Raw genomic sequence first — 13,132 nt, 5'->3', positions numbered from 1 at the left:
GATAAATCTCGAAGGAGGTCTGAGAAGCGGCCCGGGCGAGTTTGCCGATCAGACTGCGGGCGCGGCGACAGCAGACCTGCAACCGTTTGGGAATCGTTACGACGAGTTGGCGATGCGGACCGGGCGCAGATGGTCCCGGCAATCGTCCCGGCGGTCACCAGAGTCCGTTTCTTATGGCAGCTTATGCAGTGAAGCTCGTTATGAGCAGCGAGGTTTTGCGCATTGCAGATCTTTGGTGTTGAGCGGAAATACAACCGAATTTGCCGCACCTGCATTTCCCTGGACGAGCTTATAGACGATTCATCACCGTCTGGGCCTGCGGGGAGATAAAAAGCTGTTTGCGTGGGACACGATGCGGTCCCAGCGGGAAACGTGAACTAACGGAATTTACGTCGCCGTAAAGCAAGATACTCGATCACTCACGACGCCGCGGCGGCTGGACAAACTTCTCGGGCGAAAGCACGTGCTCGAATGAAAGCGGTGACGTAGACCTCTGCAGGTGGCGCCATCAATTTGACAACAGTCCAGCATCGCCGAAGGCAAGCCTGCCCGATTGCAGTTAGTGCGTAAGACATTTGAGGTTTCCGCAAGGGGTTAATATTGGAATTGGTCAATTTTCTGGGGCTAGGTATCGAGCAATCTCCGGACAGCGTTGTTTGAGTTGGGCGATGTATCGATCGCAGTCGAATGGCACCTCGGTTTGCCACACGCGGAACAGGATTCTGATCCAGCTACGCGCGAGTTTTCTGATTGCCGCATGATGCTTCATTCCTCGGTCGCGTAACATGCAGTATCGTGCCTTGGTCCATGGGCAGTAGATGTGAGCGCTGTCGGCGAACTCATGGAATGTTTGGCGAAGGAACTTGGGTCAGGCATACCTCCGTTGAACCTGAAGCTGCTTGCCGCTTTTACGCGTCACGGGTGCAAGCCCACTGAACGCAGCCAGGCTATCTGCATCTTCCCAGCGGTCTTTCTGTGCCCCAAACGCACAGAGCAATCGCGGCGCAAGAGCAGGACCGGCGCCTCGTAGGCTATTGAAGAGGTGTGCATTAGGATGCTGCTTCATTGCTTCGGCGATCTTCTCATCGAACTCGCCAATCGCCTGACCGGGAGCTCAAAGAGTCATCACCTTGGGGCTGGCTCTACTATCGGCGCGTGAAAACAGGAAAAGCCTTCTGGCGTCCGATGAATCGCACAGTTCGGCTCCACTTGAAGAGCCTTTGCCCCGACGAGCCAGAGCCCGATGCCCCGTCTTTCTCGGAGGTGGAACTCGCCCAAATATTCGATTCCAGCAACGCTGCAAGTTGCCCGGCATGCTCTCCGAAATGCGATATCGAGTCTGGGGTAGAACGCACTTGGTTCCTGAAGGACCATCGCTAAACATGTGCGACTTTCTTTGACAGGGATGTGGCTAGATCATCGGTCGAGGTCCTAGGCACTCGGCAGGTGGGATCACCTATTGTCATTATGCGTGCCGCGTTCCACTGACATTTCGGACTAGGTTAAGCCTACCGCAGCCTTGGTCGTTGAAGACGCTTGCTAAGGAACTCAAGGGATAATGCCCATGTTGCAAACGCAAGCTCGAGGAAATCTGTTCTCAGTGAACCAAACACACCGCCTCCATGGACTGGCTCTGCCGATTTGCCATAGGTTACCGACGTGCACCGTCATGGGGTCGCCCTATTGGCACTCTTCGCGTCTAGGTTTGGGCTATACCGACGAGTGCATTAGGATTCACGGGAGCTTCCTGATTAGATTTGGAACTGCGCAACTTGAGGAATCGCGGGGGACTAAGTGCTGGAAACTGCGAATCCTGAGAATAGGTACAATATCCATCACTTGCCCGCCGGAAGACTCAAATGTCGCTTACGGGCAGCTTCACATCCAGTCAGTACCTTCCAGGAAATCAAAATGAAAAATTCACTCAAATTATTTACCTTCGCATTCGGTTTCGCGATTCTTCAATGCGGACTCATGGCATCCAGCGTGGTTGCTCAGATTCCAACTGCTGGCCCCGAATACGAGATTCTTAGAGACGATGCCGGCGAGTGGGATGTTGAAATCACCAACTACGCAAGTGGCACGCCTGAAGTCACCCAAGGCACTGAATCCAACAGGATGCTGGGCGACTTTTGGCTGATCAGCAACTTTGAGGGCGAAATGTTGGGATTACAATTCAAAGGGCACGGGAGTACGGGCTATGACGCCGAGGCGAAAAAATACGTTGGAACTTGGGTGGATTCATTGAGTCCTGGAATGATGCACATGACGGGTGAGTACGATAAAGAAAAAAAAACAATGACACTTGTCGGAATGGCACCTGGCATGGACGGAAACCCAGCCAAACACAGATTGACCACCGTCTATAAGGATGGGAAACGTGTGATGACCATGTACATCACCCTCAAAGGCGGCGAGGAAACGAAATTCATGCAATTGGCTTACACAAAACAGAGAAGTAGATGAGCCGAGCATCAGCAGTACAGAGGATTTTAATCTGCAGGCGTTTCTAACGCTTGCCTTTTTATTTGTGCGGCAATCGTTGCCGCTTCTACAATTATGCCGGCAGTAAATTACCTGAACTGCATTGTGAATCCGAGCGAAAACGGTCTGCGCTATTCACGCACTCACAAGACCTCGACCGAAATCCGGAATGGAATAGGACAGGTTGCGTCAGAGTGAAACTTCAAAAGTACGAATCAGTGCCAGATGCAACTAACAGAAATGTGTGGGAGGGCGTGACCTTCGCACTGATTTGCGAGCATTGTCTCAAGCGTGACGAAGCAGGCAACACCGGACCGCAATTTCACTATGAATTTTGAGAGACCATTCATGTCCAGTAATCGAACCGCAATTGTCACTGGTGGATCCGGGGGCATCGGCAGCGAGATTTCGAAGCGACTAGCTCGTGACGGATATCGCGTGGTCGTTCACTACGGAAACGACCGGCAATCCGCAGAAAGAGTTGTCCGGGAGATTACCGACTCCGGAGGCGTTGCGGTTTTGCGCTCGGCAGACATTACGGACGAAGATGAGATCAGAAACTTATTTGAATTCGCGTCCGACGAATTTGGCGGGTTGAATGTCGTGGTGGCAAACGCGGGAATCGGCGGTGGCGGCCCGATAGAGCAAGTAGAGTTGGCTGATTTTAAGAAACTGGTAGCAGTTAACCTTGTCGGTGCCTTCTTGACCCTTCGCGAATCCGCACGACGCCTGAGCGACGGTGGAAGGCTGATTTTTGTTTCTTCGCAACTAGCTGAACGCCCCCGTATGGGAACCGGCGCATATTCAGCGACAAAAGCGGGAATCGACGCGATGCTTGTTTCGCTATCACACGAACTGGGGACCAGGGGAATCACCGTGAACAGTGTCCGTCCCGGGGCCACCGAGCCTGGCATGTTTGCCGGAAGTGACGAAGAACGGAAGGAGTTTTTTCGCAACCTCTCTCCGTTCAAGCGACTCGGTCATCCCAATGACATCGCCGCAGTCGTTTCGTTCCTGGCCAGCGACGACGCGGCCTGGGTTACGGGACAACACATTCGTGCCGATGGTGGTGCGTCGAACTGAGGAGTACACACCGCAGTGACAGTGAACTTAACGCAAATTTTTTCGCCCAATCCTGTACTCCTGGATTTCTTGAGGCGCCGCCGGACAGCTCCGATCTGATCCGCTGTTGACTAGCCTGCTGTATGAATTGCAGCCCTTTGCCGACAACAGCCGCGCCGCGCTAAGTCCGGCTGCACATTTGACTTGAATCCCCAAAATGCAAATCAACCCCAAAACCGTTGCGATGGAACGAAAAACAGCTCGCCGCAATTGAATGCGACGAGCTGTTTTTTAATTGAAAGTCGGGGCGACAAGAGTTGAACTTGCGACCTCCGCGCCCCGAACGGAGACGCTCTACCAAGCTGAGCCACGCCCCGATGTTGGTGTGAGCCAACAACTATTGTAGCATGCGGATCCCTACGATTGAAGCGTTAACGGCTGACGTTCGAATCGCTTACTCTGGGCTCGGTTGTTTAACGCCTTCAGCGTATTCGAAATTCCCAATTGATTGATCGCACGTCGCTGGTCGGCGAGTGGGTGCAGAAACATTTTGACGGTGTCTAAAACTTCGAATACGGTTTGGCTTTGAGGACGGACCGACGCGAGGACGGACCGTCGCGGGGACCGTCGCGGGGACAGGGACCGACGCGGGGACAGTGCATGCTACTTCGGTGGGGAGGAATCCGCCTGGTAGGAGAAGTGGTTTGCTAGCGTTCCCGGCTCCACTCGCCAGCTAGCATCCGGATTGCGCTACAATGTCAAGCACGGTCCCCGTCGGTTCAATGCTGCGGACCGTAACGAAAACAACCGCCTGTCGTTTTTGACTCAAGCGATCCCTTGGAAGTGACCTGATGAACGCGAATCCTTCAATCAAAATTTGCATTCTGCTTTTGGGCATCCTACTGTTCGGTGGATGCCGCCAGCCCGACGATGCCGTCGCTGTCGTGCCTTCACCGGACAATGCGACCGCCGCTGCATACGAAGACTTGCCGAGCGATGTCAAGCTGACGCTCCCGGATGCTGACAGCGGTTCGACACTGGTCCTGCGAGCCGAAGGCAAGTTCGATCCTGCCGTTCATGATTTCACCAAGCCGTTTGAATTTGAATTCAAGGGACGAACGCACTACCGCGTTCGGATCACTTGTAAACCTTTTATGAAAGACGACTGGGCCATCAATCCGCTGGCCGACATTACCAATGAGACGGACTCAACGTTGTACGTCGCTTATTACGCAGCCTTTTTCAATCAAGAGGGTCATGTTGTCGGCGTCTGTCACCAAACGCTCGACGTCGAACCTTCCGAGCGGCCGATGCAGCTTGCTAGTCTCGTGATCGATGGTCCGAAAGAGAGATTGCTAACCGCAACCCACTTCAAGATTGTCGTCTACGAGTCGACTCAGCCGATCGGAACCTTGCCCATTTCACCGGAACGTGCGGCCACGATGGTCGGTCGATCAAGCAAAGTTGTCGCAAAATTGGACGAAGTCCAGCCAGTGGTGACTGCCGAAGGCGCGGACTCGGTGGTTCGGTTTCAGACGAAAGTCGCCTTTGTGGATCAAGTCGGCAAGGATCGCAACACGTATCTAAAGTTCGAGAGTGTCGAACCGTATCAATTTTCTATCGATGTGCGCAAACGCGACCTATCGAAGAGCAACGGAGAAGGTAATGTCCACAAACAGTACAGCGGATGGGAGCTGGACAGCGATTTTGAACGAATCAAACGAACCAAAACTGTCTGGCCGAAAGGTCACGTCGTGCTTCTGGATGCACAAGGCCAGTTGATTGCCTGCGACAGCGATATGTTCACCTTTGTCGCCGTGCCAGAGGACGCAATTCTCTCTGCCACGCAGATCAACTTCGTACTTTATGAAAAGAAGATCGAACGCAAATGAGTAAGACCGACGCGGGGACAGTGCATGCTACTTCTGTGGGGAGGAATCCGCCCGCTAGCAGAAGTGCTTTGCTAGCGTTCCCGGCCACATTCGCCAGCTGGCATCCGGGTCGTGCAAAAGCGTCATTCACTGTCCCCGTCGGGTTGGTCCGTACCGAGCGTTGGATCCAAACGGACGCAGCTACACGCTTGATACCGATTCCCGGTCGGACTTAGGCTGGGGCAAGCTCATGGGTCGCCCGATTGAGGTGATCGACATCGACGCCGACCATGTCTCCATAATCGCCGGCGACGAAGTCAATCAACTTGCAAGAGATCTTCGTAGGCGCATCAGCCCAGAACCCGTTGCGATCGAGGCCACAGATTCCCACTGATCGATATCTGGCGATGGCCAAAGTGTGTCAATGCGTCAACGATGAAGAAACCATGAACCTCAAGCCGATCCTGGAAATCATCTTAAGGGATTACGTCCTTCCACTGGGTGGTGATCATGGCGTTGCGGACTGGGCAAAGTTCAGTCGAGCAAGTTCAGCAGCTGCCATCAATGATTTCAGGCATGCCTAAGTTTCCCTGGGGCTTGACCGCACCCGCACCGACATACGCCTCGACACCGTCCTCTGATTTCACCAACACATAACTGCCTGCCTCCTCGACGATGCTGACCTTCGTGCCTGCCGGAAACTTTCCATCTGGTGGTCGGCCCTGTTGTGGGCTGGTCGTGTAGTATTCGGTTTCGGCGGCGATAACGTGCGACAACTCCGAGTCAGGCGACTCGTGCGTTTCGTGGTAATTCTTTAGAGCAAGTTCGATTTGTTTAAGATTATGCTGGGTGGCTTTGCGACGAGCTTCCTCGGCACGGTTGCAGCCAAGACACAAAACGAACATCAGTAACATGCCGGTACGCGAACGCATCGCTCACTCCTCTTCCAAGATGGTTGGTCAGTTTCTATTGTCCACTTTCTTCAATATGAAGGAACGCAATTGGGGAACGCAATTGGTGCCACGCATCCATTTGTAGGCGATAGTTTTACCGGCTCTGTTAGCGACGTGTTGTTGGATGGCACGAGAATGCTCCCAGGAAAGTTAACGCAGAGTCGCGGGAGTCGGGGAGACGCAGAGAACGAGCGCGGACAGTGCTTGCAGTCCGCTCCAGCCGAATGCTAGCAAATGCCGATTTCCGAAAGCTCTAACAAGCCGTGGTGACGCGAAGTCGATTCTTTGTGTTCGCTGTCCCTGACGTTCGATCGGTCAGTACGGGTTATCAGGAAAGAAGTAATCATGGTACTCGGCTCCTCGGCTGGATGTGAGCTATCACTACTTGATGGTCGCGATGACCTGGTGTACTATGTCAGCAGTACACGTGCCCATTCTAAGCGATCGACAAATCAGAAGTTTCAGCAAAACCGGTGATTTATGAACCAGCACGGCTTTTGTTCTCACGACCAGCCCCGCAGGCGTCGGCATAATGGATTCACGCTGTTGGAGTTAGTGGTTGTTATTGCAATCATCGGGATTCTGCTGGCGCTCACCCTTGTCGCAGTGCAATCTGCTCGCGAGTCTGCGCGTCGAATGCAGTGTCAGAGCAATCAGCGTCAGGTATTGCAGGCGGTTCATTCCTTCGAAGCTTCTCGGGGTTCGCTTCCGTCGCTTTACAACGGCACTTCGCTAAAGTATCCGCTTCAGGAGTGGGATCTCTTTCATATGCATTCGTGGCGTGTCGAGCTTCTTCCGTACTTGGAACAGACGAAGCTTCGAGATTCACTTGACTGGTCGGCGTTTGCAACTGATGCAATCAACGCACCCATTGCTCAATCAGTTGTTCCGGTTTTGGTCTGTCCGTCGGGCCCCGATCCTCGACAAAACATGGGTTCGGGGCGATCGCATGCATCGCCACCAGTTGGACTACCGCCCGCCCCTGTTGCAACAACGTACTTTGCGGCTCGAAGCGATTACGATGCGATGGCGGGGATTCAAGTCTTGGTGCCCAACCCACTCCCCAGTGGAAGCAACGGATTCGAAACCGTTTTCTTTCGCTGGGGTGTATGGGGATGGCCAGATTTCGGCAACGGAACAATCGCTGGTACACAATTGAAACGCTATCGAGCGGGAAAATTCAGCGACATTACCGATGGTTTGTCGAATACGATCGCGGTGGTTGAGCGTGGTGGGAAGCCGATTGACCTACTACGTGGCAAACCGCACGTCACTCCGTACAATCCGAACGCAGACTACCCCGGTCAACCCGGCTGGAACGCAAGTAACACCTTCGCGTGGTCGATGAGTCATCACCAAGTTGGTGTGAATCAGTCGAACTCGACCGGCATCTATTCGCTTCATTCCGGTGGTGCCAACGTCGCAATGGCGGATGGTTCAGTCAAATTCCTTTCCGAATCTACTGACTTCAACACATTGGTCAAGCTTTTTAGTCGTTCGGGCGGTCCCAATGATTAGTCGACATTGCCTTCCTGCATCGAATTACAATCCTGGGCTCGTCTGACAAACTAGTGCCGGCAAGGCTGCGCCGGGGTCAGCGGCAAGGCTGCGCCGGGGTCAGGCTTTGTGTTCGGTGTTCAGCCGAATAAAGAAATGCCGCACGTTCCATTGACCATGAGGCATCGTCCAGGCAGCCATTTGAAATTGCTATTCAGCAAAAAATAGCCCGTCGCAAATCAATGCGACGGGCTGTTGTGATCCTAAAGTCGGGGTGATAGGATTCGAACCTACGACCCTCTGGTCCCAAACCAGATGCGCTAGCCAGGCTGCGCCACACCCCGAACGAGAAGAAATTTAGCGGATGACCGAGTTTGCTGCAATGCGTTTTCGCTCGCATTTCGCTTCTATTTTCTACAAACTTACTTTTCAAGACTCGAGCACTCGTAATTTAGTTCTGTCGAGGTGCCGGTAGATGTAAAAATCCCGCCAGTTTTCCACTAAAATAACTCTTCTAACCCCACGCTGGGGAGCATCGCGTGGATCCTATGCGGCCCGCAGGATTTTGTCCGGCCCGAGCATGCGATGCTTGCCACCCCAAGAGCGAACTTCCCCATCTTCTTTTTTCAATTTTGCCAGGGTGTTCCCGCTAATGAGTCGGAAAACTAGCTATGCCATCCTCGGTACGGGAGCCCTTGGTGGGCTCTACGGTGGAATGCTTGCAAATTCTGGAGTGGGAGATGTTCATTTTCTGCTCCGGAGCGATTTTCAGCAGGTAAAGTCGGCAGGATTGCGGGTGGAGTCTATTGGGGGGGATTTCCTGCTCACGTCCCCTCAGGTCTATCAGTCCCCCGCGGATATGCCCAAAGTAGATGTGGCAATTGTCTGCTGGAAGACAACCGCCAACGATGCATTGCCAGAGGCATTGGCCGCGGTCTGTGGACCGCGAACGCTTGTGCTGGTTCTACAAAACGGCTACCAGATCGAGGAGGATGCCGCTCGCATAGTCGGGGCGGAAAACGTCCTGGGAGGCTGCTGCTTCCTGTGTAGCAATAAGATAGGTCCGGGGCATATTCGACACATCGACTATGGGCGGATCGCTTTCGGTGAGTATTCGCCCAAGTTGGCGGGCAGCATCACCCCTCGCATGCAACAGCTGGCGGACGAATTTCGGCAAGCAGGGATCGACATGCAGCCGGCCGAGGATCTGCAGACGGTGCGGTGGCGAAAGTTGGTATGGAACATTCCCTACAACGGGTTGAGCGTGATCTTGCAAGCGGACACAAGAGCGATCATGGATTCTCCAGCGGCAAGTGCGTTGACGGAATCGCTGATGCGCGATGTCCAAGGAGCTGCTGCCGCCTGCGGGTCTGCCGTGGAGGACGAGCACATCCAAAAAATGCTGGGAGACACTCGAAAGATGGTCCCCTACGATAGCAGTATGCTCTTGGACTATCGGGCTGGCCGCCCGATCGAGGTCGAAGCAATTTTTGGCAATCCGATCCGGGCCGCGCTCAAAGCCGGGTATCGGTCTACGAAAATCGAAGTCCTGTACGAACAACTTCGATTTCTGGGAGAACGGCAAACGAGAAATCTGACGCCCGTGACCTAACGTTGCCTCACAGCAAATCTTCGCAGGGGCAGCAACAGGCTGTGCATGGCACCGCCGAATCTCAGGCATGCTGTCAACACTCGAGGCAGAGTCGGCTGGCGAGGAGAAGCAGGGACCAAGCCAATCCAGCCAACTCGAAGCGCAATGAAGCAATAGACCGCTGAGAAGCGTCGTCGACGAATCGCGCAGTCGTAGTAGAAACTCGGGCCTCGTTCGCGCGGCTGAGGATGTTGGATGAATCTTCGAATTGGTGCGGAGGTAGTGCCCCTGGCTGTCCTGTAGCGGTGACCACTCGTCCTTGCTCACGCAGCGGGTTACGGTTTCGATGCGTGGCAGGTGATGGTGATGCACTTTCAGTTGCAGGATAAAAGCCACGCGACGAATCGCGCAGTCGTAGTAGAAACTCGCGCCTCGTTCGCGCGGCTGAAGATGTTGGATGAATCTTCGGTTTGGTGCAGAGGTAGTGCCCCTGGCTGTCCTGTAGCGGTGACCACTCGTCCTTGCTCACGCAGCGGGTTACGGTTTCGATGCGTGGCAGGTGATGGTGATGCACTTTCAGTTGCAGGATAAAAGCCACGCGACGAATCGCGCAGTCGTAGTAGAAACTCGCGCCTTGTTCGCGCGGCTGAAGATGTTGGATGAATCTTCGAATTGGTGCGGAGGTAGTGCCCCTGGCTGTCCTGTAGCGGTGACCGCTCGTCCTTGCTCACGCAGCGGGTTACGGTTTCGATGCGTGGCAGGTGATGGTGATGCACTTTCAGTTGCAGGATAAAAGCCACGCGACGAATCGCGCAGTCGTAGTAGAAACTCGCGCCTCGTTCGCGCGGCTGAAGATGTTGGATGAATCTTCGGTTTGGTGCAGAGGTAGTGCCCCTGGCTGTCCTGTAGCGGTGACCACTCGTCCTTGCTCACGCAGCGGGTTACGATTTCGATGCGTGCCGGGTGATGGTGATGCACTTTCAGTTGCAGGATAAAAGCCACGCGACGAATCGCACAGTCGTAGTAGAAACTCGCGCCTCGTTCGCGCGGCTGAAGATGTTGGATGAATCTTCGAATTGGTGCGGAGGTAGGGCCCCTGGCTGTCCTGTAGCGGTGACCACTCGTCCTTGCTCACGCAGCGGGTTACGATTTCGATGCGTGCCGGGTGATGGTGATGCACTTTCAGTTGCAGGATAAAAGCCACGCGACGAATCGCACAGTCGTAGTAGAAACTCGCGCCTCGTTCGCGCGGCTGAAGATGTTGGATGAATCTTCGAATTGGTGCGGAGGTAGGGCCCCTGGCTGTCCTGTAGCGGTGACCACTCGTCCTTGCTCACGCAGCGGGTTACGATTTCGATGCGTGGCGGGGCGGGCTACTTTTAGGCAGGGCGCTCGCCTGTTAAGGCTGCTTGCAATAGCGATCTAGCCAGTCGAAGAAGACGCGGCCCCACACCACTCCATTTTGCGGCGACATGACCCAGTGCCCTTCCTCGGGGAAATAGAGGAAACGGCTGGGAACGCCCTGGACCTGAGCGGCGGTAAAGGCTTCCATTCCTTGGGTTACCGGAACGCGGAAATCTTTTTCTCCGTGGATGACCAGCAGGGGCGTCTTCCAATTGCCCGCAAACTTGTGAGGGGAGAAATCGGCGTACTTCTGAGCAATTTCTTGGCTTTGCCAGTAAGGGCCGCCCAGATCCCAGTTGACGAAGAACAGCTCTTCGGTCGATCCGTACATCGATTCCAGGTTGTAAACTCCACAGTGTGCAATCATGGCACTGAAGCGACTCTCGGCGTGTCCCATGAGCCAGTAGACGGTGTATCCACCAAAACTTGCCCCGATCGCGGCGACCCGTTGTCGGTCGATTTTGGGATCGGCCAACATGCCGTCCGTGGAAGCCAAGATATCCTGCATGGCTTGCCCCCCCCAGTCACCACTAATCTGATCGTTCCATTCACGTCCGAAACCAGGCAGACCGCGACGGTTCACGGCAAGTACGACGTAGCCCTTGGAAGCCATCATGTGAAAATTCCAACGGTAGGAAAACCACTGCCCAATCTGTCCTTGGGGACCACCTTGGCAGTAGGTTAGCATGGGCCATTGCTTATCCGAGGCGGGGTCGTACTCCGGCGGCAAAATGACCCAGTTCTGAATCTGCTTGCCATCGGTCGCCGTGAAAAATCGCTCTTCCACTTTTGGCAGTTCAAGGTTGGCGTAGATCGCTCCATTCACATCCGTAATAGTCGTCACCGCGCGCGTCGTGCTGTCAATCATCGCCAATTCGACCGGGCGCAACATGCTCTGCTGGCGGACAATCACCCGGGGAGTGCCGGGAATTGAAGCGACCAACGCAAAGTCAAATCGCCCCTCTGAAATCTGCTTGACGCTCGACGTGGCGACGTCGATTTGAAAGACTTGGGTGGTACCACGCGTCTCACTATAAAAATAGAGGCTCTGACTATCCGAAGTCCAGGTTGCGTTGTGCGCGGTTTGGTCGAGGGCAACCGTCAATTCACGCAAGGAGTTGGCTTGACGGTCGTAGAGCATGATGCGATTGCGATCCGATTCGAAACCGGGGCGTTCCATGGAGTGAAATGCCAAGTAGCGTCCGTCGGGCGAATAGCGAGGCTCCATATCGTACCCAGGCATGCCTGGGGTAATGTTCTTTAACGCTCCCCCCTCGATACTCGTCAAGTAGACACCGGTATCGGTACTCTCCGCAGGATTGTTGACCAGCTTCAGAGTTAGAGCCAGCTCCAGCCCATCGGGCGAGAATTCGAACTGCTCCGCGCCGCCAAACGGAGGCACTGGGCAATCCGCCTTGAGTGAAACCATGAGGTCGACGACTTTGCCCGGCTTGAGCTCCGCGTCAATCGGCATCACATGGACATGGCTGTAAGCATAATCGTGCCACTCATTCCAGTGACGGTAGAGGAGCGCATCGATGATGCGGGCGTCCGCTTTGGGGAGATCGGCATAGATCTCCTTCACCGACTTATCCATTTTGACGTCAGCGGTAAAGGCGATGGCGTTGCCCGCTGGTGATGCTTTTAGGTTGCCAATGCCCGCTTCCAGCTCGGTTAACTGCTGAGGCTCTCCGCCTTGGGGATCGAGTAGCCAAGCTTGAGGCTTCCCCTCTTCCCCCTCGGTGGGAGCGATATAGATCAATTTGGCACCGCCAGGGTGATTGAGCCAGCCTAGAGAGCTCAGGCCCTTGATATCCTTCAATACGGTGCGTCCCTCCGGCGCGCGGAGCTGGGTTTCAAAAGCACGGGCCACTTGAGAGGCTTGGGAGGATGCTCCAGTCTCTAACGTCTGTAGCACCAAACTGGCGGTTCCCGCGTTCTCCTCCAGATCGTAGCGCGTCACCAGGTAGGCCAACGTCTGTCCGTCGGGCGAGACGGCAGCATCACCAATCCGAGCCAAATCCCACATTTTCTCAGGGGTTAATCGCTCAGCGGCGCCAGCCATGGGAGACGACAATACGAGTACTCCAATGATCAAACAACTTATTAAACGACGATTAAGAATCATCTCAAATGCTCCTGATGTCCTAGCTAGTTCGCAACAACCCGTGGGAGACGCCCGGCGGATTGGTGGGAATATTGGCAGGTTCGGATTTAAACCCGCGACAGTATAATCATACCCTTCGGTCTGCGTGGTGGCGGCGAAGTGA

The 13,132-nt window shown here is 54.5% G+C and carries 9 protein-coding genes and 2 tRNA genes; 5 read left to right on the top strand and 6 right to left on the bottom strand.

Going from position 1 to position 13,132, the window contains the following annotated elements:
• Window positions 1-868: 868 nt before the first annotated feature.
• Window positions 869-1,066, bottom strand: coding sequence for a transposase (locus Q31a_RS31325; RefSeq protein WP_145075809.1), 198 nt, complete (start codon window positions 1,064-1,066; stop codon window positions 869-871).
• 845 nt (window positions 1,067-1,911) lie between these two features.
• On the opposite strand from Q31a_RS31325, the gene Q31a_RS06715 reads away from it, so the two are divergent.
• Both Q31a_RS06715 and Q31a_RS06710 read left to right on the top strand, forming a co-directional pair.
• Complete coding sequence (locus Q31a_RS06715; RefSeq protein ID WP_145075806.1) at window positions 1,912-2,466, top strand: DUF1579 domain-containing protein; 555 nt, start codon at window positions 1,912-1,914, stop codon at window positions 2,464-2,466.
• A gap of 366 nt (window positions 2,467-2,832) precedes the next feature.
• Complete coding sequence (locus Q31a_RS06710) at window positions 2,833-3,567, top strand: SDR family oxidoreductase (protein ID WP_145075803.1); 735 nt, start codon at window positions 2,833-2,835, stop codon at window positions 3,565-3,567.
• A 281-nt stretch (window positions 3,568-3,848) separates the two neighbouring features.
• Here the strand turns inward: Q31a_RS06710 and Q31a_RS06705 are convergent.
• Window positions 3,849-3,923 (bottom strand) — tRNA-Pro (locus tag Q31a_RS06705).
• 474 nt (window positions 3,924-4,397) lie between these two features.
• Between Q31a_RS06705 and Q31a_RS06700 the strand changes: the two genes are divergently transcribed.
• A complete protein-coding gene (locus Q31a_RS06700; protein WP_145075800.1) occupies window positions 4,398-5,438 on the top strand; it encodes a hypothetical protein in 1,041 nt (346 codons plus the stop codon).
• A gap of 211 nt (window positions 5,439-5,649) precedes the next feature.
• Here Q31a_RS06700 and Q31a_RS06695 read toward each other — a convergent pair whose 3' ends face one another.
• Both Q31a_RS06695 and Q31a_RS06690 read right to left on the bottom strand, forming a co-directional pair.
• A complete protein-coding gene (locus tag Q31a_RS06695; RefSeq protein ID WP_145075797.1) occupies window positions 5,650-5,832 on the bottom strand; it encodes a hypothetical protein in 183 nt (60 codons plus the stop codon).
• Window positions 5,833-5,965: 133 nt separating this feature from the next.
• Window positions 5,966-6,349 carry a DUF1559 family PulG-like putative transporter gene (locus Q31a_RS06690; protein ID WP_145075794.1) on the bottom strand — a complete coding sequence of 128 codons (384 nt, stop codon included), beginning with the start codon at window positions 6,347-6,349 and terminating at the stop codon, window positions 5,966-5,968.
• A 501-nt stretch (window positions 6,350-6,850) separates the two neighbouring features.
• Here Q31a_RS06690 and Q31a_RS06685 point away from each other — a divergent pair.
• Window positions 6,851-7,888, top strand: a complete 1,038-nt coding sequence (locus Q31a_RS06685) for a DUF1559 domain-containing protein (RefSeq protein ID WP_145075791.1) — start codon at window positions 6,851-6,853, stop codon at window positions 7,886-7,888.
• 248 nt (window positions 7,889-8,136) lie between these two features.
• Here the strand turns inward: Q31a_RS06685 and Q31a_RS06680 are convergent.
• Window positions 8,137-8,211 (bottom strand) — tRNA-Pro (locus Q31a_RS06680).
• Window positions 8,212-8,519: 308 nt separating this feature from the next.
• Between Q31a_RS06680 and Q31a_RS06675 the strand changes: the two genes are divergently transcribed.
• Window positions 8,520-9,479, top strand: coding sequence for a putative 2-dehydropantoate 2-reductase (locus tag Q31a_RS06675; RefSeq protein WP_145075788.1), 960 nt, complete (start codon window positions 8,520-8,522; stop codon window positions 9,477-9,479).
• A gap of 1,378 nt (window positions 9,480-10,857) precedes the next feature.
• On the opposite strand, the gene Q31a_RS06670 is transcribed toward Q31a_RS06675, so the two are convergent.
• On the bottom strand, window positions 10,858-12,990 hold the full coding sequence (locus Q31a_RS06670) for a S9 family peptidase (RefSeq protein ID WP_145075785.1): 2,133 nt from the start codon (window positions 12,988-12,990) through the stop codon (window positions 10,858-10,860).
• Between the last annotated feature and the right edge of the window lie 142 nt (window positions 12,991-13,132).

Origin of the sequence: Aureliella helgolandensis (assembly GCF_007752135.1) — a bacterium.
GTDB classification, from domain to species: domain Bacteria; phylum Planctomycetota; class Planctomycetia; order Pirellulales; family Pirellulaceae; genus Aureliella; species Aureliella helgolandensis.
The sequence above is the reverse complement of the archived record's forward strand: the minus strand, read 5'-3'. Positions and strand labels throughout refer to the sequence as shown.

Coding starts and splice junctions, on each gene's coding strand:
- Q31a_RS06700 (WP_145075800.1), top strand. CDS start 4,398: ATGAACGCGAATCCTTCAATCAAAATTTGCATTCTGCTTTTGGGCATC.
- Q31a_RS06675 (WP_145075788.1), top strand. CDS start 8,520: ATGAGTCGGAAAACTAGCTATGCCATCCTCGGTACGGGAGCCCTTGGT.
- Q31a_RS06690 (WP_145075794.1), bottom strand. CDS start 6,349: ATGCGTTCGCGTACCGGCATGTTACTGATGTTCGTTTTGTGTCTTGGC.
- Q31a_RS06710 (WP_145075803.1), top strand. CDS start 2,833: ATGTCCAGTAATCGAACCGCAATTGTCACTGGTGGATCCGGGGGCATC.
- Q31a_RS06685 (WP_145075791.1), top strand. CDS start 6,851: ATGAACCAGCACGGCTTTTGTTCTCACGACCAGCCCCGCAGGCGTCGG.
- Q31a_RS06670 (WP_145075785.1), bottom strand. CDS start 12,990: ATGATTCTTAATCGTCGTTTAATAAGTTGTTTGATCATTGGAGTACTC.
- Q31a_RS06715 (WP_145075806.1), top strand. CDS start 1,912: ATGAAAAATTCACTCAAATTATTTACCTTCGCATTCGGTTTCGCGATT.
- Q31a_RS31325 (WP_145075809.1), bottom strand. CDS start 1,066: ATGAAGCAGCATCCTAATGCACACCTCTTCAATAGCCTACGAGGCGCC.